This window comes from Sphingomonas abietis (assembly GCF_027625475.1).
In the GTDB taxonomy this organism is placed as follows: domain Bacteria; phylum Pseudomonadota; class Alphaproteobacteria; order Sphingomonadales; family Sphingomonadaceae; genus Solisphingomonas; species Solisphingomonas abietis.
This window is the reverse complement of record NZ_CP115174.1, coordinates 2,243,645-2,268,524: the sequence shown is the minus strand read 5'-3', so window position 1 is coordinate 2,268,524 and position 24,880 is coordinate 2,243,645. Positions and strand designations below refer to the sequence as shown.

Genomic DNA, 24,880 nt, shown 5'->3' with positions numbered 1-24,880 from the left:
TCGGATTGCATGCCGTGCCCGGCGAAGATCGGTGCTGGACAGCCCAATCGGATTTGCTCAGAGGAAAAGTAGGGGCGGCCATCCGGCCGGAATAGGGGACTGCCAATATGATCCGTTTAACGCCATCGGTGCGTCGTTGCCGTTTGTCGCTCGCAATCGGCACCAGCACATTGGCATGTGGACTCTTCTTCCCGACGGCTTCACACGCGCAGTGCACGCCGGATCCGACCCAAGAAAACGGGACCACCAACTGTAGCGGCACCAATACGAACGGCCTGGTCGTGAACACGTTCAACACACAAGTCGTCGCGGCACAGGGGGCGACCTTGAATCCGGGGGCTGCCATGGCAGCCATTACCGTCAGCTCCAGCTACGATGTTTTGACGATTGACGGTATGGTCGACGGCGCCGGTAAAGCCGGTATCGCGGTGATAGCGGGGCCTCCGACATCTGCGCCTTGCGACCCCTACGCGTTCGCGTCCGTCAGCTACTGCACGCCCGGAAGCTCGATGACCATCTATCCCTCCGCGAGTGCGACGATCAACGTCGCAGCCGGCGCCACCGTCACGGGTTCCCAGGCGCTTTCGGTGTCGCGTGATCCGAGCAATCCCAACGGCTATGTCAGCGTATCGATGGACAATGCAGGAACGCTGACTGGTACGGCAGGGCCGGCCTTGGTCGCTCCCGTACCGGTCGGCGGCTTCGCCGGGTTCCTGTCGATCACCAACGAGGCAACTGGGTTCGTCGGCGGCATGTCGGGGGGCATAAGCGCGGTCAACAACGCCGGCACAGTCGATGGCGGGGGCAACGCTGCGATCGCGACCAGCATATCTGGCGCGTATATCGCCAACACGGGCCGGATCGTCTCCAGCGGGCAGGCGGCCACACTGAGCGGGACGGGCGCGCTTTACGTCACCAATGCAGGCGGCGCCATCCTCGGCGGCGGCGGCACAGCGATCAATACGAGCGGCCCCCTATCGCTCACCAATGCCGGCACGATCAATGGGTCGGTTATATCGACCGCAGCGGCTGGACAGGACAGTGTAATCGACACGCGCCAGGGCATGATCAACGGCGATCTGACGCTCGGCGCCGGCAATGACACGTTGCTGGCGACGTTCGACTCTGCCACGGGCCGGATCTCCTCGATCACGGGCGCCATTGACGGGGGAGCGGGGACGGACACGCTGTCGATCGCCGTCAGCAGTGACGCCACCTTCGGCGCGGTCGCGCTGCCAACCAACTTCGAGCTGCTGGGGGTCGATCTCAGCAACAACGCAACCATTACCTTGTCGCCTGCATTTGCCAGTACCGGCGGCATCGCGCTCAGTGGCTATGGTAGCGTCGTTAACATGGCCAACCTGTCCACAAACGGACCCGCCGTGGTCGCGACGCCGACCGGCTCGGTCCTGTCCTTCACCAATCAGGCCAGCATCACCGCCAACCTCTCGGCGACCAGCCAATTCGCGGTGAGTTCGCCCACCGAGCTGATCAATATCGGGACGATCACAGCCATTGGCGGTGCAGGGGCGCAGGCAGCCTCGACCTTGACGAACAGCGGCACCATCGCCGCTACAGGGACTGCTGCTACGGTGGCATATGGCACCCTGGCCAACAGCGGCGTCATTGGTTCGACGGGCGGGATCGGCGCGGCGATCAATAGCTCCTATTATTACGCCGCATCGACCAACAGCGGCACGATCAGCGGTGCGACAACGGGTGTGAACCTTTCCGGTACGCTCACCAACAGCGGCACGATCACGGGCGGGGCAACCGGTGTCGCGCTCGGCTATTCGGGAACACTGATCAACGCCGCCGGCGGAACAGTCACGGGCGGGACCGGCGTCGGCAACGTCGGATATTCAGTTCGAGTAGTGAACGCAGGCACGATCAACGGCGACGTCAATCTCGCCTCCACGTCCGGCTTCGACTCGTCCGATGACATCTTCGTCGACGCGGGCGGCACGGTGAACGGCGCCGTCAGCTTGGGCGGAGGGGACGACCAGCTGGTGGTCAATCTCGGGACCGACTCGAGCCGACCCTTCGCCGGGGCGACGGGCGGAGTCGATGCCGGCACCGGCTACAATACGTTACGCTATCGCGTGAAAGCCGATGCCGCCGCAGCCCTGACGCTCCCAACCAGCTTTGAGGCGCTCGCCTACGAGCTCGACAACAATGCCCAACTCACACTGACCGCTCCCACCCCGATCATCACCGCGATCGGGCTGACCGGCAACGGCACGGTGACGCTAAACGGCTCCATCGCGACCAGCGATCATACGCTCATTGATGCGACGATCCCGACCGCGGATCAGCTGACCCTGGGTGTTGCAGGGCCTGCTCAGGCACTATCCATCGTCAACGATGGTATGCTCAGCCTAACAATCGGGGCGCAGGGTTACAGCTATAATCAACTTTACGCGATCAACGCCGGAACCGCTGACGTTACCAATAACGGCACGATCGCGACCAGTAACGCCGCAGGCAGCTATTTTCCGGCCATCGCCATCTTGAACGGGCATAACGTCACCAATAATGGAACAATCACGCTGGCGGGCGGCGGTGTCGGAATCAGCGATGCCCAAAATGTCGTCAACGCGGGTACGATCACCGATACACCGGGCTCCGGTGCTGTCGGCGTGGCCTATTTCGACACCTTGCAGAACAGCGGAACGATCCAGGTGGACGGCACCGCCGTTCAGAGCGCTTTTTATCAGGCCGGCTCGATCGTCAACAGCGGGTTGATTGAGAGCCGCCAAGCCACCGCCGTCCAGTTGGGCGGCTATGGCGCGACGCTGACCAATGAGACGACTGGAACGATCAGCGGCGTCACCGCGGTCGACGTCTCGTCGGGCGGGGCGATCATCAACCGAGGCGCCATTGTGGGCGATATCTCGTCTTATCAATATTCCTACGGCAACACGGCCTATCTCGCCGATGGCGGCACGGTCACCGGCAACGTGACCTTCGGGGCGGCTTCCGATCTATTCGTGGAGACCGGTACGGGGACGGGTGTCTCTGGTATAGTAGACGGCGGCGACGGTGAGGACACGTTCGGCCATGTTCTGAACAGCAGCGGGATCGTCGCGCTAGACGGCGAAGCAAACGTCATCAACTTCGAGGACGCGCTGGTCCAAGCCGCCGGGATCGGAACCGTCGCGATGATAACCGCGACGAATCCCTTTGCCGGCCGAGTCTACATCGGCGGCGACGGCAGTGTCATCAACCAGGCCACGATCAATGGGATGGTGACGACGGGCATTCCCTATTCGGGTGCGATCCTTCCGACCTACGATTATGCGGTGGCAGCCTTTACGAACCAAGGCACGATCGCGGGCGGCTTTTTCGGCGCAACCCAGCGCTTTGCCAACAGCGGCACGATTGGCGGAGATATGCTCGAGGACTCCGCGATTTTGATCAGCCAGAGTTCTGCGCTCGAATTTACCAACAGCGGAACGATCGCGAACGACGGAAGCCAATTGACGGTCAACCTGGACACGCAGGACGAGATTGCGATCGCCAACGACGGGAAAATCACAGGTGGCGGGGTCTATGCGGCAATCAACACCAGCAGTGCTGGCCCCGCAGCGTCCTCGTCAGTCATGGCGACGCCGTCCATCGCCATGACCAACACGGGCACGATCACCGCGAGCGGCACGGCGGTGTCGCTGTCGATCAACAATTATGCCGGACTGCTGCCCAGCTCGGTAACGCTCGACAATAGCGGCATGATCGAGACGGGCACTGCGGGCGGGACAGCCGTGAGTATCGGCATCAACGACGCCGTCACCGACGGCAGCGTCGGCAAGAGCAGCGTCACCGTTACCAATTCTGGCACGATCCGTGCCAATGCTGGCGGCATCGCGCCCCAGCCGGGCAACCCCTATTTTCCGTCCTCTACCGTGCCGGCCTCAGCCATCGGCGTCTATGGTGACGGCGTCGCCCATATCGCCAACGCTGGCACCGGCTTGATCGAGGCGACCGGGGCGCTGTCCACCGCGATCATCACCAACGGGATGGCGCTCGACCTCACCAATGCGGGTACGATCCGGGGCGGCACCGGTACTACACTGGCCGATGACGACTATCTGGGTGTGCAGAACGGCACGACCTACCTCGCCGGCGCGATCCAGAGCTATGGCGATACTGCGGACAAGATCGTCAACACCGGCACCATCATCGGGTCGATATCGCTCGGCGCCGGTAACGATACGGTCGAAAACCGCGGTACGATCGCCGGCGACGTTTTCCTCGGCGCCGGCGACGATAGCTTCCTGGAACAGGCGAGCGCGACCGTTACCGGCACAGTGGATGGTGGCGAGGGGCTCAACTCGCTGATCATCGATGCGTCCGGCGGCGGCACGGTGAACGGCGATCAGTTCGTCAATTTCCAGCGCTTCAATCAGGTTGGCAACGGCAACGTCATCTATACCGGCAATTTTCATTCCGACACGATCGGCGTCACCGGCGGCAGCCTCACTGTCGCAGCCGGTCAAACGCTGGGCAGTGACGGCGCGACCACGATCACTGGCAGCGACGCGGCCGAGACGGTGGTCAACAATGGCACTATTACCGGCTCGGTCGCGCTGGGCGGCGGCAACGACCTGCTGGTCAACAATGGCGCGATCTCGGGATCGGTCTCGCTGGGAGATGGCGACGATCAGTTCGTCGAGGGCGTTGGCAGCAGCGTCGCGGGCACGGTTGACGGCGGCGCGGGCAATGATCTTTACACGGTGGTGCTGGCCGGCAACCGTACCGGCATCGGCCAGCGCACGGGCTTCGAGCGGCTCGCTCTGCAGGGTAGCGGCACGCTGTCGCTGGTGCTGGACCAGAACTTCCAGTCGATCGCACTGGGCGGCAACAGCCTCAACCTTTCGCTCGGTGGCCACTCCGTCGGCACCGTGACCGGAACCGACGCGGCCGAAACGCTGGTGGTTGACGGCGACATCGCCAATGTTTCGCTGGGTGGCGGCGACGACACGCTGGCGCTCGGCACCACGCACGCGGCGGGAAGCTATGACGGCGGGACAGGTAATAATACGCTGCGCTTCACGGCGACAGCGCCGGTCAGCCTGTCGGGCACGGCAACCAATTTCGGGACCGTGTTGCTGGCTGGCAATGCGCTCACCGTCACCGGCACGCTTGGCAGCCCCGGCACGACGCTCTCGTTCGGCGCGGGCGACCAATCGTTGACAGTGGCGAACGGCGGCACGCTCGCTGGCGCAGTCGACCTTGGCGATGGCAACGACAATTTTTGGCTCGCCGCGGGCGGCACGCTAGCCGGCACAATCAATGGCGGAGCCGGCATTAACACCGCCACCGTCGAACTCGCCGGCAGCCGTACACTCGCTGCGGGCACGCTCATCGGCTTCGAGACGCTGGCGGCGGAAGGAACCGGGCAGCTGACGCTCAGTGGCGCCCAGGCCTTCAGCACCGTCACCAGCGACACCGACATCGTCGTCGCGGCGGGCGGCTCGTTGACCGCGAATCAGGTTCAATTCGGAGCGGGCGACAACCGCTTCACCATCGCCGGCGGCTTCAATGGCTCGGTGGACGGCGGCGCGGGCAATGATATTCTCGTCGTTTCGGGGGGCAGCGATGGCGCGCCGGTCATGTTCGGCAACATCAGCAATGTCGAGACCTACAGTCAGTCAGCCGGCTCTGCGCAGATCTCCGGCACCGCCGCGTTCACCGGGCTCGGCTTGACGGGCGGTCGCCTCGTCGGCCAGGCTGGATCGATCATCACCGCGTCGCAAATCCAGGTCAGCCAGGGCGCGACCTTCGGCTCGGCGGGCACCGTCAACGGCAACGTGACCATCGCTGGCACGCTCAGCCCGGGTGCGTCGCTGGGAACGATGACGGTCAACGGCAACGTCACTCTCGCCAGCGGCTCCACGTCGCTGTTCGAGCTGTCTTCGGCCGTTTCGGACAAGTTGATGGTCAACGGCAGCGTTGCGATCGGCGCCGGCTCTACGCTTCAGCTCGTCGAGGTCGGCACGCTCCGGCCCGGCACGGCATACACGCTGATCTCCGCGACGGGCGGGATCACCGGCGGCTACACGACAGTCCTCAAACCGGCCGACCTGTTCGGCTTCGTCGTCCAGCGCGGCAACGAAATCGACCTGCTGGGCAAGTTCCTCGACAGCGGCGGCTTCGGCCCGCAGGTCAGCCGCAGCATCGCCTATACCAACACCACGCTGGAAGCGCAGGCCTCGACCAGCACGTTGTTCGACGCGCTGCCGGCCCTGCTGACCAGCACAGGCGCCTCCAACCCGCAGGCCTTTGCCCGCCTGACGCCGGAGGCCTATGCCTCGGCGACCCAGATGGGTGTCGATAACGCGCTGGTCCTGGTCGATGCGGCGCGCGGGCCATCCTTCGCTGCGACCGGCGAGGGCGCGCATGTCTACACGTTGGCGTCCACGCTGGGGCAGTGGCACCAGCTCAACGAAGACCGAAGCGCCGGCACATCGGCGGCGCGGAGCCAGGGATACGGCTTCCTGAGCGGGATCGGCTATGGCGACACGAACTGGAGTTTGGGTGCGTTCGGCGGCTATATCAACAACCGCCAGACGGTCGGGGCGCTCGCGGCACGCACCAAGGCGAATGGCGCGGTCGCGGGTGTGCAGGGCCGCCTGCACACGGCCAGCGGCTTTGGGTTCAGCGCGGCGATCATCTACGACGGCAGCCGCGCGACTACGACACGCGTCCTACCGGTGGGCTCGGCAAGGGGACGCTACGGCCTGCACAGCTGGATCAGCGACATGAAGGCGAGCTACGAGATTGCCCTGCCACGTGACTGGGCGGTGACCCCGCAGCTCGGCGTGACCTATCTCCGTACCAGTCGCGGCGGCGTGTCCGAGACTGGTGGCAGCCCCTTTGCGCTGACGGTCTCGCACGACCGCCATGTTGCAGGATTCACAGACGGCGCGGTTTCATTCGGCCGCAGCGCGGCATCGGCTGCGCGGTTCCGTCCGTTCGTGTCATTCGGTGTACGTTACCAGATCGAGGGCGCTCACACCGATGCGCTGGCCGGGTATGCCGGCGGCGGTCTCGGCCTGGATGCGCCCGGTGCCCCACGCGCCCGGCTGGTGGGCACCGCGTCCGGCGGCATCGACTATCGCCTGGAAAGTGGTCTGGATTTTTTTGCCAATGCAGCGTCGCAAACCGGAAGCGACGACCATCAGGAGTCGGCATCGGCCGGTGTACGTTTCCGGTTCTGAGACTTGGGATAGAAGTCAGCCTCCTAAAGACGGGCTACCTGTCATACTATACCGGACGCTGGTGCGACAGGCAGCTTCCGGGCAGGCTCCGTGGAGAAGCTGCCTTTGGGTTCAGGTGGCTGGTCGTGCTTGATCGGCTGACGTTTAATCGACCGGCTTTGGACGTTTTCAGACCAGCGTCTCTGGGGAAAGGTCACCGGTCAATCACTCACTGGCATCCCCCGCAACCTAGCCCATCACTCGATAGGCGAACAAAACGGCAATGTCCTATCCCATGCACCGTCCCTCGAATAAGACGAGGCTGTATCGTCGCCAAAATCAAATCATCCTGTTCCGGTGCCCACCCAGCCGGCAGAAGCTCAGAGCGAGCGGACATGACAGCAGCTCATATATCTGGTTGCCGACGCGAAAATCGGCCATCGCGCGCTCGCCGTTCCAGGCAGGGTCGCGTGCGTCGGCTTGCCTCTGACAGAGGCCACATTTACACTCGATTCCACAGAGCGATCAGTGTGTTCCGATCCCTCCCCTCATCAGAATTTTGCGGATTACCAAGATGACGCACCGCCCTGACGCTCTTCGCTCCATCGCGATCATCGGCGGAGGATCTGCGGGGTGGATGACCGCGGCCGCGCTGGCCCATGCGACCAACGGGGCCATTGCGATTTCGCTCGTGGAGTCGGACGAAATCGGCACGGTCGGCGTCGGCGAGGCGACGATCCCGCCGATCAAATCGTTCAACGCAAGCCTCGGCATCGACGAAGCCGAGTTCGTTTCCGCGACCAAGGCGACGTTCAAGCTCGGCATCGAGTTCGTCGGCTGGGGAACGGCGCAGGATCGATATTTCCACCCGTTCGGCACCCATGGTGCCGACTTCGATCGTGTGGGACTGCACCATTATTGGGTCCGCGAGCATTTGCGGGGCGATACCACCCGCTTTGACGATTACTCGATGTGCAAGGCGCTCGCGCAGGAAAATCGTTTCGGACCGCCGCTCGACAACATGCGCGACGTGCGGTCGACGCATGCTTATGCCTATCATTTCGACGCGGGACTCTATGCGCGGCTGATGCGCCGCCATGCGGAGGCCCGTGGGGTCGTGCGCCACGAAGGCCGCGTAACCGGGATCGCGCAGGATCCGCTCGACGGCAATATCGCGCAAGTGTCGCTTGCCGACGGACGGGCGATCGCCGCCGACTTCTTCGTCGACTGCTCGGGCTTTGCCGGGCTGCTGGTCGGCGGTGCGCTGGGCATCGCCTATGAAGACTGGACGCATTGGTTGCCCTGCGATCGCGCGGTCGCGATGCCGAGCGCCAATAACGGGCCGCTTACGCCCTATACGCGGGCGACGGCGCACGGCGCGGGCTGGCAGTGGCGCATTCCGTTGCAGCATCGTCAGGGCAATGGCCTGGTCTATTGCTCACGCTTCATCAGCGACGACGAGGCCCAGGCCGTGTTGCGGCGTCATGTCGAGGGCGAGCCGTTGGCCGAGCCCCGCATGCTCCGCTTCACGACGGGCCGGCGCAGGCAGGCGTGGAGCCATAATTGCGTGAGCCTGGGGCTCTCGGCGGGATTCATGGAACCGCTGGAATCGACCAGCCTGCATCTGATCCAGATGGGCGTCGAACGCCTGCTGCGCCTGCTACCCGATCGCCATCACGCCCCGCTCCATGCCGAGGAGTTCAATCGGGCCACGGCCGCCGAGTGGGAGCGGATCCGGGATTTCCTGATCCTGCATTATCACGCGAACTCGCGCCCGGAACCCTTCTGGCAGGCATGTGCCGACGCCCCGATCCCGGACGAACTGGCCTACAAGATCAAGCATTTCGTCGCCGATGCCCGCTTGGTCTCGCCCCATGACGAGTTGTTCCGCAATCCGAGCTGGCTCGCGGTCTATCTGGGACAAGGCGTGATCCCGCGCGCTTACGATCGGCTTGCGGACGCGCGACCGGGCGTCGATGCGCCGACCCAGTTACGCAAGTTGCGCGAATTGATGCAGGCCGCGGCACAGACCTTCCCGACGCATGAGGACTATCTCCGTCGTCTCGTCGGCAGCGCGCAGCCCGCTTGATCCGCATGACGACCGCCCCCACGATCCGAATCGAACATATCGGCCGCGAACGGCAGCCGATCATCATTATCGACGATTTCGTGCCCGAACCCGATCGGATGCGCACCGCGGCCGAAGCCTTGGATTATCGACCGATGGGTCGCCATTATCCCGGCCTCCGCGCCGAAGTCCCGGCACATGATATCGAGGCCTATCTCGCTCCCGTGCAAGACCTGATCTCCCATGTCTTCGGCTATTCACGCACGCCCGAGATCATCTCAGCCGGCTATTCGATCGTCACGACCCGGCCGGCGGACCTCACCCCGATCCAGCGCCTGCCGCATTTCGACGGTTGGGAAGCGGAGCGCATCGCGCTGCTGCATTATCTGGACGGCGCCGACAAGGGCGGCACCGCTTTCTACCGGCATCGAAGCACCGGCTATGAAACGATCTCGGCCGACCGCCATGCCGATTATGACGCGGCGCTTCATCGCGACGTGGCCCGGCACGGCCTGCCAAGCCCCGCCTATATCTCGGGCAATACGCCCCTGTTCGAGCGGATAGGGCATTATGCGGCGCATCCGAACCGCGCGCTGATCTATCGCGGCCATCTGCTCCATTGTGCCGATCTGCCCGGCGATCTCGATTTCACGCCTGATCCCCGGTTGGCGCGCTTGACCGTCAATACCTTTCTGATGGGGCGCAGCTAGGCGCTCTCAGGCAGCGCGACAATGCTCGGCGAGAAATGCGGCATGGGCAGGCATGGTCGCCACGCTCCTGCTCACCGTCTGCCGTAGAAGCGCCAGGAATTCGCGGAGTTCGACATCGCTTGGGCCATCGGCGAACGGGTCGTAGCCCAGCGGCGCGATCCCCTGCCCCACCATCACCTGCAACCAGCCGGCCTCGGAAAAAAGCTCCTCGTGGAAGCGCTCGATGCGGCCATTGGCGCGGAACAGATCGATCTTCGCGGTCAGGCTGTCCGGCACCGGCATCGCCGCACATTGCTGCCAGAAAGGCTCGGGCCGCGCATTGGCATGATAGTGCAGGATGATGAAGTCTCGCACTCGCTCCCATTCGAAGATGGTCTGGGCATTATAGGCCTCCACATCGGCCGGGCGGATCGGGCCGTTCGGAAGGAATTTCAGGATCCGTTCGATGGCGGACTGGACGAGGTGGATACTGGTCGATTCCAGCGGCTCCATGAACCCCGCAGCGAGCCCGAGCGCGACGACATTGCGATTCCAGAAGGCCTTGCGGCGCCCGGTGGTGAAACGGAGCGATCGCGGATCGCCCAACGGTGCGCTGTCCAGGCCATCGAGCAAAACAGAGCTGGCCTCGTCCTCATCCAGGGCGCCCGAGCAATAGACATGGCCATTACCGATCCGGTTCTGGAGCGGAATGCGCCACTGCCAACCGGCCTGCTTGGCCGTTGCCCGGGTATAGGGGGTGATGTCGGCGCCCCCTGCGCTCTGCACCACCAGCGCGCGATCGCACGGCAGCCAGCGCGTCCACTCCTCATAGCCGGTGTGCAGCGCTTCCTCGATGAGGAGCCCTCGGAAACCCGAACAGTCCAGATACAGATCGGCCGCTTGGCGGCTGCCATCGCCCAAAGCGACGCTCGCGACGTCGCCGCTGTCGCCATCGCGTGTCGCATGCGTGATCCGGCCCTCGAGGCGGCGAACGCCGTGGCGCTCCGCATAGTGGCGGAGGAAGCGGGCATAAGAGCCCGCGTCGAAATGAAAGGCATGGACGAGGCCGCCCAGCGTCTTGGATCGTGTATCCGTGCCGCGCGTAAACTTGCCCGCATAGGCGGCAGCCGCATTGAGGCAGTAGCTATCGAGTGTGGCAAGCTCGCCAAGCGTTCGCCCGCGCAGCCAGAAATGCTGAAAGGGCGTGCGCCCGATCGGCCGCCCGGTGTTGCCGAAGGCGTGAATATAGCGGCTGTCCGCGATTCCCCAGCCGACGAATTCGATCCCGAGCTTGAACGTGCCCTGCGTTGCCCGCATGAAATCGTCTTCGTCGATGCCAAGCACGGCGTTGACCAGCTGGATCTGCGGGATGGTCGCCTCGCCGACCCCGACCGTCCCAATCTCCTCGGATTCGATCAACGTGATGGAATAATGCTGCTTGGGCAGAAGCCGGGCCATGATCGCGGCCGACATCCAGCCCGCCGTGCCCCCGCCGACGATGAGGATGCGGAACGGCCCTTCGTTCACTTCGCGATCTCCGCGCATTGCCATCTCCTGCCCGGCCGGCGCTTCAACATCATCCTATCTTGCAGGAATGGGGCCCGCCGAGCAAAAACAAGTGGCGGCCCGCCGTGACGACGGACCGCCATTGAAAATTCGCCCGAGATCAAAAGCGGAAGGTCGCCCCCGCCAGATAGGTCGGACCATATTGGTCGCGGATGTTGACCTCCTTCGGGTCGTTGTTGACGTAGGAGACCGACTTCGCGTTCGTCAGGTTGTGGCCCTGCACGTAGATCGACAGACCATTCAGCACACCCGAATGGAAATCATAGCCGACTTGGGCATCCAGCGTCGTCTGTGGCTTGGTCAGGTTGGCCGTCACCTGCGCGTTGAACAGCTGATAGTCGCCGAGATAGGACGAGCGATGGGTCAGCGACGCGCGCGCGTTGAAACCCCACTTCTCGAAGAAGATCTGCGCCTGCACGATGCTCTTGGACAGGCCCGGCAAGGTAATTCGCGAACCGTTGCTGAATTTGATCTCGCTTTCCGTATGGGCGTACTGACCAATGACGCTGAACCCATCCAGAGCCGGCAGAAGCGTCTTGAGCGGGAACGTCGCGCTCAGCTCATAGCCGAAGACATAGCCCTTGCCGTCGTTCGTCGGCGCGGTCGAGTAGCAGGACAATGTCTGCTGGGGTGTGAGCGGCGTCGTCAGCAGGCCCGAAAATGCCGAGCAATCCTGCGTCCCGGTGGTGTTGCTCGTGGGGCCGCCATTATTGACGTTGCCGCTGTTCAGATTGAGGTTCTGCGTCGTGAAGTTGCTGATATCCTTGAAATAGACCGCAGCCGAGACCTTTCCGGTATCATGCGCGAAATACTTCTCGAGCGAGATATCGACATTGTTCGAGAAATAAGGCCGCAGCACCGGGTTGCCACCCTGCGCCTGAAGGACCGGAATCTTCCCGTTGATCGTCGGAACGGTGGTGCATCCCTGCGTGCCGCAGGAGCTCACCGAATAAGACGCATTCTCGTCATCCATCGTTGCGCGAGCCAGGGTGCGGCTGGCGCCGAGGCGGAGCAGCAAGTTATGCGCCATCTCGATGTTCATGTTCACGCTGGGCAGGAAATCGGTGTAGCTGTCACCCCCGCGCTGGACGGCGACATTGGTCGCGTCGATCGCGCCATAGCCCACCGATGTCTGATCGGTGTGGACGATCTGCAAACCGATATTGCCCGAAACGCGCTTGCCGCTCAGATCGGTATCATAATTGGCCTGCAGATAGCCGGTCACGATCTTCTCGCGCACCGTCCAGTCGCGCGCGACGTTGCTCGCCTCCGATTGCTCGGAGGTCCGCAGGAGATCCTGCGCGGCAACCGGATCGATCGCGATCAACTGGGTGCCCGTCACAGCATAAGGTTCGACGGTGCCCTTGATGATGGAGCTGGGAATGGTGACGTAGGTGACCTGACCGCCGTCATTGGTTCCGCAGCCGGCCACCGATGCCGCGCCGGGCAGGCAGATATAATAGCCCGAATAGTTCGAGATCTTCTTCTCGTCGCTATAATTGGCGCCGATCTGCCAGCTTTTGAAGAAACCCGAGTGAATCTCTCCCTTCAGCTCCGCCCGAAGCTGCTTCATCGTGTCCTTCAGGTCAGGCACGTTGTTGAAACCAACCTGGTTCCAGCCCTGCGGATCGGTGAGCGACACCTGGGCGGGATCGGCGAGATCCTTGCCCGAAATGTCGACCCCGTAGGTGCCGTCATTCTTGCGCGTGATCGTCGCCAGCGCGAGGCCGCCATCCGTCGTGCCGCTGTAGATCTCGTAGGTGTTGTCATGGCGCTTGGCGTGCGAATAGCTGCCATCGACCATCAGCTTGATGCTGTCCGTGACCGCATATTTGATATTCGCGCCGACCTCGAACGTCTTGGCGCGCGACGTATTATAGTCGTTGCGAAGCACCGGATCGACCATCCACTGCTCGGACTGGACATAGCCGCCCGACGAGGTTTCCGTGTTCGGAACCTGCGTGTCCTTGCTCCAGCTCGCCAGCGGCATTTCCCAGCCACGCGAGAGCTCGTTGATCTTGCTCTGCGTGTAGAGGCCGTCCACCGACATCTCGAAGCGATCATTCGGCTTCCACACGACATGGCCAAAGGCGGACTGACGGTAGAGCGTGTTGGTGTTCACATAATTCTGGATGTCGTCGGGGCCGATATTGCCCGCGGCATCCGGGTTGGTCGGGCCATAATAATTGCCGCTGCCACCGCCGGTCGCCCAGTGATAATCCTGTGTCGGATCCTGGATCGCCGAGAAACCGAGCGAGACGCCCAGCGTGTCGTCGGCAAACTTGTGCATCAGAATCGCGGAGACCTTGTAGCCCTTGTTCGTGCCGTCGGGGTTCAGCGAGCCATATTTACCGACCTCTCCCTGGGCGTTGATCGCGACCGTGTTCTTCTGGGTCAGCGGATCATAGGTCTGGAGATTGACCGTACCAGCGAGGCCGAAGTTCAGCAGATCGGCGGAGGGCGTCTTGATGACCTCGATCTGCTGGAACAGATCGCCCGGGAACTGGCCATAATCGAACCGGCGATTATCATCGACCGTCGCAATCATGCGGCCGTTGAGCGTCGTCGTCGTATAGTCCGGCCCGAAGCCGCGGATGGAGATATATTTGGCGCGGCCGGCGGCTTCCTGCACGGCAACGCCGGTCAGCCGCGACAGCGAGTCGGCGATCGAGACGTCCGGCAACTTACCGATGTCTTCGGCCGAGATCGCCTCGATGATATTGACAGAATCTTTCTTGATCGAGTTCGCGTGCTGGATCGAGCGCGCATAGCCGGTCACCACGATTTCGCTCACGGCTGCCGGCGCATCCGGCGTGCCGATGGCGACCGTACCGCTTTCCGGAGCCGGCTGGGCGTTTTGCGCGAAAGCCGGGATCGCCATCGCAACCGCGAGGATAGCCGTACCCGATTTCAGAAAAGTCTTGCCACGGCCCGTGAACACACGGGAACCCCAGGACGCGTCGATCATCGCATTCTCCCCCAACTCGATTGCGCTCTACGCGCTTTATGGTTGTGCAATCGATTACTTGGGCGAATTTGGCCTTGCAAGAGGCCTTGCAGAAAAATCTCGATATGTGTGCTTCGTGCAACGGCCCGAGCCACGCCCGTTACATGGCTCAGTGCCGGTTCACCGTGACAATGCTGTCATTCTCGCTATCCGGTACTGTGAAGCTCAATTGATCACCGGATTTCGTCTCGGCAGCGACCTGCTTCCCATTGGCCATGACATGGGCACCCCCCTTCCAGCCATGCAGGGTCACCGCTATGGCGTGCCACCACGGAGCGTAGCGCCCTTCACGGGCGAGAAAGTGTAGCGAAACGCCGTCCGGGGTCACGGTGCAGCGAACTTCCTGCCGCAGGAAATCACCTCGCGTATAGCCCAGGCTGTGGCCGTCATCGAGGTAGAGCATGCCACTGCACCCATCGCCCGGATAGACATCCAGTTCGAGCGGGCCGTCAGGCGTTTCGCTCGTGCTTTGCACCAGAGGCTGTCGCGGCAGGATCGTACCGGCCCGCACGAACACCGGCAGCAGATCGAGCCGCGGCACCTCCTGAATCTTCACCTCCGCCTGCGTCGGCCGCGGCAGCGCCGCTTGGGTGGCAGACTGGATCGGCGCATCGGCGTTGACGCTCGCTTCGCCCTGCACGGGCAGCCCGGTCCAATAGTCGAACCACCCGCCGGTCGGCAGGCAGACGTCATAGGGCTGGGGCGATTCGGGATTGGAGGGCGGCGCGACCAGCAGCTTCCCGCCCAAGGTGAACGTCATGTCCTGATTGCAGGAGGCATGGATCGCGCTCGGATAATCGTAGAACAGCGGACGCATCAGCGGATCGCCCACCCGCGCGCTCTGATCGGCCAGGGCGTAGATATAGGGGAGCAGACGATAGCGCTCCTCGACGTAACGGCGCCGGATCGCCAGCTGGTCCGCCCCGTCCACCCAAGGCTCGGCACGCGGCGTATCCTTGGCGGAATGATCGCGGAAGATCGGCGTAAACGCGGCGATCTCGAACCATCGGGTGAGCAGATCGGCGCTCGGGCCACCTGCGAACCCGCCGACATCGGAGCCGCTATAGGCGAAACCGGAAAGGCCGAGATTGAGCAATTGATGCACCGACAGGCGCAGGTGATCCCAGGTCGAACTGTTATCGCCCGTCCAGGTGACGCCGTAGCGCTGGCCGCCGGCATAGCTGGCGCGCGTCATGACGAACGGTCGCTCGTCGGGACGCAACGTCTCCAGCCCTTCCACCGTCGCACGGGCGTTTTCCATGCCATAGACATTGTGGATTTCGGTGTGGGGTGCCGTGCGGGATGCGAAACCGTCGCCGTCGATCCGGTGGACATTGTCGAGCGGCATCGTCTTGGTGGGCGTGTCGAAGACAGCCGGTTCGTTCATGTCGTTCCAGAAACCGGCGATGCCGTCGCTGGCTAGTCCCTTAAACAGCGTGCCCCACCATTGCCGCGCCGCGACGGTCGTGAAGTCAGGAAACACCGACGGCCCTGGCCAGACCGGCGCGACATAGACGCTGCCGTCAGGGCGATGGACGAAGTGATTGCCGGCAGTGCCGCTATCATAGGGCGCATAGCCCTGGTTCGGGAGATTGGCGATGTGCAGGTCGGTGATCGCGATGAGCCTGATGCCGTCCTTTCCGACATCGCCCACCAGTTTCTTGAGGTCGGGGAAAGTGGTCGGGTTGGTCGTGAAAGGACGATTGCGATCCTGATAGTCGATGTCGAGCCAGATGACGTCGGTCGGCATCTTCTCGTCGCGCAGACGCCGCGCAATCTGCCGCACCTCGTCCGCCGACATGTAGCTGTAGCGCGACTGCTGGTAGCCCAGCGCCCACATCGGCGGCAGCGGAGTCCGTCCGGTCAGATCGGTATAGCGACGGACGACCTGCGCGGTGGAAGGCCCAGCGATGAGATAATAGTCGATCGGCCCGTCCGGCGCGCCCATGACGAGCGTCTTGGGATCGAGATGCGCGAAGTCGAACCAAGACCGCCACGTATTGTCCAGGAACAGACCGTAGCTGCCGCCGTCTCCACCGACTCCGATGAAAAACGGTATCGATTTGTAGATCGGATCGTCGCTGCTCGAGAAACCGAAAGCATCCGTGTTCCAGTCGACGAAGGTACGTCCTCGCCGGTCTGCCGAACTCCCTGTCTTGTCGCCCAGCGCAAAATAGCTTTCGCCCTGAGGTGCCTCACGCCGCAGGGTAAAGGATGTACCCGAGAAGCTCACCGGATCCGGCGCGTCGCGAACGATGACATGGCCGTCGGCGGTCACCATCGTCATCCGCAGGGTGCCGGGATCGAAGCGGACACGGAGATCGGCAGTGGCAAAACCGTCTGGCGCCGCGGTCACGGAAACATGTTCGCCACGGACATCCGCCGGCACTGCCCAGCTCGCATCTTCGGGGAGCGTGCCGTTACGGCCGATCCGCACGCGAACGATGTCGTTGGTGAGCGCCGTCACCTTCATCACGATCGGCCCCTGGTGCAGCTCCACGCCGTCGCTCACGGGAACCATCGTCACGTCCGAACTGGGCGCAGCGGCAGCGATCGCAGGGATGGCCAGGGCCGTCGCGAGCAAACATGCTCGGATCGCAGCCAGCCCCTTACGGCCAGCCAAGGCTATGCTCATCCCTACCCCTCCACGTTGTTTTTTTATTGAACAATCGATTGCACAGTGGCGCCACGAAAATTCCGCGTCAAGCCGTCACGCCGACTCGCGCTTGATGACGGTCGGTTGAATCTGCACCGAGGGTGCGTCTTCGCCCTGCATCCGACGGAACAGCAAATCGACCATCAGCGAGGCCGCGAGCGTAAGATCCTGGCGAATGGTGGTCAGCGGCGGCACCGTATGGGCGGCAACCGTGACATCGTCATAGCCGATCACGGCGACATCGCCCGGCACGCTCCGGCCGCGTTCCGACAGTTCGTGCAGCGCCTTCATCGCAATCATGTCTGACGCGGCCACGATGCCGTCTATACTGGGATAGCGATCCAGGGCGGTATAGAGATCGCGCGCCTGCGCCTCGAAAGCGAACGGTACGGGGATATGGGGACCAGGCTCTACGTCAAATTCCCGATGCGCCTCGAGATACCCCTCGTACCGCGCGACCAGTTCGGGCGTATCCATCATGCCTGCGAAGGCGATGCAGCGCCTGCCGCCCTCGAGCAAATGGCGCGCGCTCGCCTTGCCACCGAGCAGGTTGTCGGTGCCGACGCAGCAATAAGGCTCGTCTTGGGTTTCCCCCCAGACGACGAGTGGACGATAGGTGCGTGCCGCGTCGCGCAGCACCGCATCCTGGTCGGACTGACAGAGCACAATGATGCCGTCAGCACGACCGCTCCGCGCGATCTCGGAAAGCCAGCCACCATCGGATGGCGCCACTGCTGACAAGAGCATGGCATGGTTGCGCCGGGCAAGTTCGTCCATCAATTGCCCGATCAGCGTGGTGTAGAATGGGTCCGAGACACGCTGGGCGCTCTGATGGCCCAGCGGCACGACGGCTGCAATCGCGTGGGTGCGCCCGAGCCTGAGATTGCGCGCCGTCTGGTTGGGACGAAAATCATGCTGCGTCGCAATCTCCATCACCCGACCGCGCGTGGCCTCGCTGATCCGTGGATGCCCCGAAAGCACACGCGAGACCGTCGCAGGCGTCACCCCCGCCAGCGCGGCGATGTCGGCCAAGGTCGTAACCGGCTTGTTCATATCTGCGCCGCCTCTCTTGCCCGCTGTTCTACGCAGGTCCGGCGGCGGAACGCGAGCCGTTCCGTGCCGCGGGTGCTGCGGCGCAAACCATATAACCCAGCGGTGGCAGATCGATGGTCAGGCTGCCCGGCGCCGTCGCTTTTGCGGGGCATGCGCCGTGCAGAGCCGTGAAATCCCGGCTTCCCACATTCACCTGCACATTGCGGTGAATGGGCGCCGTCGAGGTGTTGAATGCGATGACGATCTCGCGATCGCTGTCCGGATCGAACCGGGATACCGCGAAGATACCTGGCTGATCCTGCGATGCCCGCGTGATCTGGCGGCCCCTGGTCAGCGCCGCTTGGCTGGTGCGCAAACGTGCGAGTTCCGCGATGGCCCGGAACATGGGACCGTCCGTTCCGAAATGCTCGCCTGGTCCGCTAACTCCGCTACCGATCAGATGCTCTTCATTGTAGCTGGCCACCCCACTCACGAACATGTCCTCGCGACCGGCGCGATCCTCGCCCCCGGAAAAACCCTGCTCATCGCCATAATAGATGGCCGGAACGCCGCGTAGCGTGAGGAGCATCGCATGAGCGAGGATCACACGGCGCATCAGTTCGTCCCCCGCAATTCCCGGAAGGGCTTTCAGCACGAGCGACGCAAAGCGACCATTGTCGTGGTTGCTGATGAAGGTGGTGAGCTGGTGCGCAGTCTTTTCACCACCGCGATACAGCGCGTCGTCGGCGAACAGTTCGGCGAGTTCTTCGGTGCCCTTGCCGTCTGCCACCGTGTCGATCACGGCGCGCCGGAACGCGAAATCGAGCACCGCCGGAAGCCGATCGACCTGCGTGTATCGGGCAAGATAGCCCGGATCCATGCGATCGATATTGACCTCGCCGAAGATGTGGAAGTTCGGGATCCCGTCAGCTTTCGCGCGGGCCAGGATCGCGGGTACGAAGGCGTTCCAGAAAGCGGGATCGACATGCCGCGCCGTATCGATGCGATAGCCGTCGATGCCATATCGATCGATCCAGGCGCCGTAGATATCGATGAAGCCCTGGATGACGCGCGGATTTTCGGTGAAAAGATCGTCCAGGCCACCGAAATCGCCCATCGTCGCGCTTTCACCCGAGAAAGTCGTGTCGCCGCGATTGTGATAATAGATGGGATCGTTGAGCCACTCGGGCGCCTTTTCATGCTCCTCGCCCGCGGGCACATAGGGCGTGTAGGCGTAATCCGGCCTCGTCAGACGCGCGAAATTGGCGATGCTGCCGACCGCATCGCCCTCGAAGCCGGTATTGATCGGCGTGCCGTCGACGCCACCCCGGCGTTGATAGGGAAAGTCGGCGCGGCTGCGATAGAGACAGGGATGTCGAGGGCATTCGCGATACTGGATGACATCGGCCGTGTGGTTGATCACGACATCGAGGATCACCTTCATGCCGCGCGCGTGGGCAGCCTGGACCAAGGCCGCGAAATCCTGGTCGGTTCCAAGATGCGGATCGACGTGGGTGAAGTCCGTGATCCAATAGCCATGATAGGCGGCGGAAGCGTGTGCCCCCGATCCCTGCACGGGCTTGTTGCGGAAGATCGGCGCGATCCAGATCGCCGTAGCCCCCAGAGACTGGATGTAATCGAGACGCCCGATCGCGCCCTTGAGATCACCACCATGATAGAAACCGGAATCGCTTGGATCGAAACCGTTCAGCATGCGATCGCCAGCGACGCCGCCGCGATCATTCGCAGAATCGCCATTCGCGAACCTGTCCGGCAGCAGGAAATAGACCACTTCGTCCTCGGGCGCGCGATCTCTCAGAGCGGCGAGATTAGGGCCGGCGAGATGGGACGTGGCGGTATTAGGCGAGGAGTTGCTCGGCGAAGCCACAGCCAGGCCGGGCACCGTTGCCAATATCAGCGCAGCCATCAACGTGTTGAACCGCATCTCTCTCCCCCCTTTTTTCTTGTCGTTATCGCAGCAATGCAAACGATTGCAATGTCTCGGCGCCGGCGTCTTTTTTGCGCGGGACAAATCGTCATCGCATGTCATTCCTGCACCGATAGTGCGCCAAGGGGAGCCTTTCCGATGTCGCTCGATGACTCTGCCTATCGTCCCGGATAAATTCTTTCTTGGCAATTCAGCATGCCGTGGCTGCGTCCACGGGGTGTCGAACATGGTCGATGCTCACGAGACGGAGCACCGAGCAATCGAGCCTTCGGTCACGCCATGTCCGCCTGAACACGTTGCTTCCCGGTTTTCGCAGAGCCATCGTTCTATAACCTGCCAAGGCCAGCGCTTTTTGAAGCGCCGAACTCGCATCCGCATGAGCGGCGCAGACTGTCGATGGTTAGGAACGACGTCGCATCGTCGGCATGGCAGAAAAGGGTGCGGTGCCACCCAAAGCCGCGGTCGCGCGTTGCGCGGTGATGACCGACACCATCGAGAATCTCCAACGCAGGATGAATGCTGCGGCAAGCGCCCTGGATTTCGAGGAGGCGCGGCGCCTCCGTGACCGCATCAATTTGATGCGAGGTGGAGCGAGTGCTGCAGAGGCCGCACAGGCCGACACGTCGGATTTGGTTCGCCAGCAGCCGGGTGCCATGGGGCTTGGCACAAGCCGGCAGCGGCCGGTTCATCCGCCAGGGTGGAAGCCGCCACCCAAGCCCGATCTTATGACGTCCGGCCGAAAATCAAAATGAGGATCGACGTCGCAAGTGCCACCGTGCTGACCCTGCTTGCCGATCGTGGGGCGAGCGCGACGATATGCCCAAGCGAGGTCGCACGGAAGATAGCGGCAAAAGCGTCCGCAAATGGCGAGGCGGATTGGCGCGCCGCGATGCCCATCTTCCATGCTGCGGTCGATCATCTGGTAAATCGGAAGGATATCGGACTAAGCTGGAAAGGCAGGCCGCTATCGGCGCGATCCGGGCCGTATCGGATTACCCGCGCGAACGGCAGCTTATGAGACAGTCGAGATCGACCTCGAATGACCGGCATGGCGGCCCTGCGATCCGGCTCCTCGCAATAAGCGGGGAGCCGGGGCAATCATATTTCTGTACCCTCGGCGAGGGTCAGGGGTCCACGCGAACGCGCGATCCTTTGTCGACCGGCCGGTCGCACGTCATAACCCGATCGGCGCCCTGCCCCCGGTTTGCGTTCACAGGTGTAGCGGGCCGATCGCGCCATCCCGCGCTTTCCTGCCGCTACCGCCGCGACGCTTCTACAGAAGAGAGAGCTTGGCGCAGGCCAGGGGCGTCGCACCCGATGCCGTCATCGCATGGCGCGAAGATGACGGGTTGTAGCGCTTCGGGGGTCAGCGGCGCCAGGGTGCGCATCTCCTCCAAGGACTGGCTACGGAACCGAAGCACGAGCCGATATCGGCCCGACGCGCTTCGCCAGCGCTCGAAGATCAGCGCGCCCCCGGGTGGGGGATCATCGACCGCAAATTGCGGGGCATGCCAGTGCAGTCCCAACGCGCCGCCGATCAACGCCATATTGGTATCGTGGCCGACAAACACGCTGAAGACGGGGGCGTCTGGCGCGGACAAGGCCGTCGCCACCTGGTCAAGCAGTGCGGCGGCCCCTGCCCGCGCGATCAGCGGCGGCCGGGCCTTCACGGCAAACTCCCAGGAATGCAGCGCCAGCAACCGGGTGATCTCGTCACGGGTGACGCGCCCCCAGCCGACGTCCGTCATCGGCTGAGCGTCGGCATATTCGAGCGCCAGCGTCTCCGAGAAACTGCCCCCCAGCGCCAGCGCGCCGCCGAGCTTCACCTTGCCGCCGGTCGTCGACAGCGACGTCGGATGCGCGGCGATGCAGGCGGGTGCGCGGCAACCGAGAATGCGGTCGATGCTGGTCCAATCCGGGGAGAGATCATGGTCGAGTTGCGCCGTGCCGCCCCGCGGCAGAGCGGCGTTCGCCGCAGCCAGGGCCTGGTCGCTCGACAAGGAGGACGTTTCCCCCGCCGACGAAAAACGCGGATCGGTTTCTCCCGTCGCCTTGTGGTCCACGCTGACCGTACAGCCGGGCAGCAACGCCGCGACATAGACTTCGGCGGTGCGGACCGTCCGTTGATCGCTATCCGCCACGGCGCGAACCGCCGGGCATCCCGATCCGAGCAGCCCGCCATAGCTGGCGCGGTCGAACGTGCCGAGCAGCGCGACGGCCTGCTCCCCATGATGGCTCAGCTCGCCCCAGCCCACATCCCAGGCCGGCCATGGGGCGGAGGCCAGGCCTTCGGGCAACGCCTCCGCCTTGGTGGGCGGACGCACGCCGTGGCGCATCACCACGACGACGCGATCGAGTGTCCAGCCCGGCGCCGCCCCGGCCGGCGTGGCGATCGCCGCCGACGCCGGCAACGACAGCGCCGCCAGCGCCGTCACCATGCCGACCGAACGCTGTACGAAGCGCCGCATCAGAAGTGCGTCTCGATGTTGAAGAACACGCTGCGGCCCGGCTGGCGCCAGTAGAGGTTGTAGGCCGCCTGCTGCCCCGACTGCACGGCCGATTGGGTGCCGGCATAATCGGTGACGGCATGGCTGTTGAACAGATTGCCGATCTTGACCGACGCGGTCAGCTGATGAAGCAGTCCGGCAACATGCTCGAAGTGCCAGCCGAAGGCGAGATCGGCGGAGAAGGTGGTGCCGATGCGGCTGGTCGGATCATCGATCGTGCCGGCGGCAACGGCGACATTGCCGTCGAGATAGCCGGCGCCCATCGCGACATTGCCGTTGTCATTGCCATAGCGGGGCCCGACCCACTTGCCGATCAGCGATCCGAAGGGCCCGTGCTTGTCCTCGTAGATGATGCCCGTCGCGGCGGTCCATTTGGGCGCCTCCTCGAGCCTGGCACCGGTGTCCTTATATTTGGCCGAGTTGAGCGTGGCATTGCCGTAGAGGGACAGGCCCTTGGCCAGCACATATTGGCCCTCGAATTCGAGCCCCTTGTAGATCGCGCCGCCGGCATTGACGTAGCTGCTCTCCGAGGTGCCGTCGACGATGGTCGTCTGGGCCGAGAGGGAGTTCGAGAAATCGATATAATAAGCGTCGGCCGAAAGGCTCCAGCGGCGACCGTGGACGACCGTGCCGATCTGGTAGTTCCACGTCAGTTCGGGCTTGAGTTCGGTGGGATCGTCCACCTGGAAGACGGCGATCGGCGGCGCCAGGAAGCCGCGCGCCACCTGCGCATAGGCCGACCAGCCATTGGTGATGCGATAATTGGCGGCAATCGAGGGCTGCCAGGCGTCGTAATCGATGCTGGTATAGCCGTTGGGGCCCTTCTTGTTGAGCGTCGCGTGCAGGTCACGCTTGTAGTTGGTATATTTGATGCCGGGATTGATCGTGAGGCCACTGACCGGGTGGAAATCGACTTCGAGATAGGGCTGCCAGGTCGTTCCCAGATCGGCATAATTATAGGAATAAGCGGTCCCGGTCTTGCCGGTGACGGGCGTACTGCTCTGGGTGATGTCGACCGTTTCCGAATAACGGCTGTCATGCTGCGAATCGAACCACACGCCCCATTTGATATCGGCCCATGCGGTCGACGCCTGGAAGCGCAGCGTGTCGCCCCAGCTGCTGACGACGGCATTGGTGTATTTGCCCTTGATGTCGCTCGAATAGGTAGCGACCTTCTTGCCGATCGTGGTCGGGCTGTAGAACGTCACACCATTGTCGGCGATATTGTCATCCGAAGCGTCGCTCGACTCGGTATATTTGTGCGTGAAGCCGTTATGGTAGACCTGGTTGTCGATCTGCACCGGGCCGACGCTGGTCTGAAGACGCAGATATTCGAAGTCGGTGGAATAGCGGCTCGGCTGATAGCCATAATAGCACATCGCGGCCTTGTTGTCGCAGAGGCCGTAATTGTCGCCATATTGGGCATATTGCTGGAGCGTGGCGCCCTGGGTGGTGTTTTGATATTCGCGATTCCAACTGGCCATCGCGGTCAATTTGGTCGTCGGGCTGATCTCGTAGATCGCCTTGCCGATCAGATTGTCGCGATGCTCGTTGGACCCGGTGAGATAGCCGTCGGTCTTCTCATGCTGGCCTTCGACATACATGCGGAAACCGCCGATGTTGCCGGTATCGACCCGGCCGCCGCCCGACAGCGTGTCGTAGCTGCCGACCGTGCCATAGGTATCGATATCGAAATGCTCGAGCGGATCCTTCGACAGGAAGCCCACCGTGCCCCCGAAGGTCGCCTTGCCGATCGTGCTTGCAGAGCCGGGCCCGCGATCGATCTGTGCCTGCTGTAGCGCGTGAGCGATGAACAGCGACGAGGTGGTGTGGTGGAGATCCTGGGAGTCACCGAAGGGGATTCCGTCGAAGGTGACGTTATACTGCCCATCCTGAAAACCGCGGATCGCCATGGTTTCAGCCTTGCCGATGCCGGGGCCGTTGGGGTTCTCGCTCCACACGCTGGGCTGGAACTTGATGATATCGTCGATGCTGGCCAGCGGCGCGATATTGTTGGCGATGAAACCGGACTGGATGACCGATGTCGGCTGGGTCACGTCCAGCGGCGTCGACGATGGCGCCAGCGGCAGCGCGTGCGCGATCACCGTGATGTCCTGGGTGGCCGTGACATCGGCCCGCGTCGTGTCGGACGCGTTGGTCGCCGCCAGCGCGGGCGTGGCCAAAGCGAACAATGAAGTGGCACATAAT

General features: G+C 63.1%; 12 protein-coding genes. 5 read left to right on the top strand and 7 right to left on the bottom strand.

What is annotated here, in order from left to right:
* Positions 1-107 precede the first annotated feature (107 nt).
* From PBT88_RS10805 to PBT88_RS10795, 3 genes are all read left to right on the top strand, one after another.
* The gene (locus tag PBT88_RS10805; protein WP_270075356.1) at positions 108-7,220 is read left to right on the top strand and encodes an autotransporter outer membrane beta-barrel domain-containing protein; all 7,113 of its coding nucleotides are present in this window, start codon (positions 108-110) and stop codon (positions 7,218-7,220) included.
* 553 nt (positions 7,221-7,773) lie between these two features.
* Entirely contained in the window at positions 7,774-9,288 is a 1,515-nt protein-coding gene (locus PBT88_RS10800; RefSeq protein WP_407696454.1) for a tryptophan halogenase family protein, read from the top strand.
* A 5-nt stretch (positions 9,289-9,293) separates the two neighbouring features.
* Entirely contained in the window at positions 9,294-9,977 is a 684-nt protein-coding gene (locus tag PBT88_RS10795; protein WP_270075354.1) for a DUF6445 family protein, read from the top strand.
* 6 nt (positions 9,978-9,983) lie between these two features.
* Here PBT88_RS10795 and PBT88_RS10790 read toward each other — a convergent pair whose 3' ends face one another.
* The 5 genes from PBT88_RS10790 to PBT88_RS10770 form a co-directional block, all read right to left on the bottom strand.
* On the bottom strand, positions 9,984-11,501 hold the full coding sequence (locus PBT88_RS10790; RefSeq protein ID WP_270075353.1) for a tryptophan halogenase family protein: 1,518 nt from the start codon (positions 11,499-11,501) through the stop codon (positions 9,984-9,986).
* Positions 11,502-11,622: 121 nt separating this feature from the next.
* Complete coding sequence (locus PBT88_RS10785; RefSeq protein WP_270075352.1) at positions 11,623-14,403, bottom strand: TonB-dependent receptor; 2,781 nt, start codon at positions 14,401-14,403, stop codon at positions 11,623-11,625.
* Positions 14,404-14,638: 235 nt separating this feature from the next.
* Positions 14,639-17,050: a TIM-barrel domain-containing protein gene (locus PBT88_RS10780; protein WP_270079232.1), complete on the bottom strand. Its 2,412-nt coding sequence runs from the start codon at positions 17,048-17,050 to the stop codon at positions 14,639-14,641.
* A 189-nt stretch (positions 17,051-17,239) separates the two neighbouring features.
* Positions 17,240-18,238: a LacI family DNA-binding transcriptional regulator gene (locus PBT88_RS10775; RefSeq protein WP_270075351.1), complete on the bottom strand. Its 999-nt coding sequence runs from the start codon at positions 18,236-18,238 to the stop codon at positions 17,240-17,242.
* 28 nt (positions 18,239-18,266) lie between these two features.
* Complete coding sequence (locus tag PBT88_RS10770) at positions 18,267-20,144, bottom strand: alpha-amylase family glycosyl hydrolase (RefSeq protein WP_407696561.1); 1,878 nt, start codon at positions 20,142-20,144, stop codon at positions 18,267-18,269.
* A 500-nt stretch (positions 20,145-20,644) separates the two neighbouring features.
* On the opposite strand from PBT88_RS10770, the gene PBT88_RS10765 reads away from it, so the two are divergent.
* The gene (locus tag PBT88_RS10765; protein WP_270079231.1) at positions 20,645-20,917 is read left to right on the top strand and encodes a UvrB/UvrC motif-containing protein; all 273 of its coding nucleotides are present in this window, start codon (positions 20,645-20,647) and stop codon (positions 20,915-20,917) included.
* Positions 20,914-21,183 (top strand): DUF3253 domain-containing protein, encoded by a 270-nt coding sequence (locus PBT88_RS10760; RefSeq protein WP_270075349.1) that lies wholly within the window; start codon positions 20,914-20,916, stop codon positions 21,181-21,183. Before PBT88_RS10765 ends, PBT88_RS10760 begins: the two co-directional genes overlap by 4 nt.
* Before the next feature lie 238 nt (positions 21,184-21,421).
* Here the strand turns inward: PBT88_RS10760 and PBT88_RS10755 are convergent, their stop codons facing one another.
* A complete protein-coding gene (locus PBT88_RS10755) occupies positions 21,422-22,633 on the bottom strand; it encodes a histidine-type phosphatase (protein ID WP_270075348.1) in 1,212 nt (403 codons plus the stop codon).
* On the bottom strand, positions 22,633-24,864 hold the full coding sequence (locus PBT88_RS10750; protein ID WP_270075347.1) for a TonB-dependent receptor: 2,232 nt from the start codon (positions 24,862-24,864) through the stop codon (positions 22,633-22,635). Before PBT88_RS10750 ends, PBT88_RS10755 begins: the two co-directional genes overlap by 1 nt.
* Between the last annotated feature and the right edge of the window lie 16 nt (positions 24,865-24,880).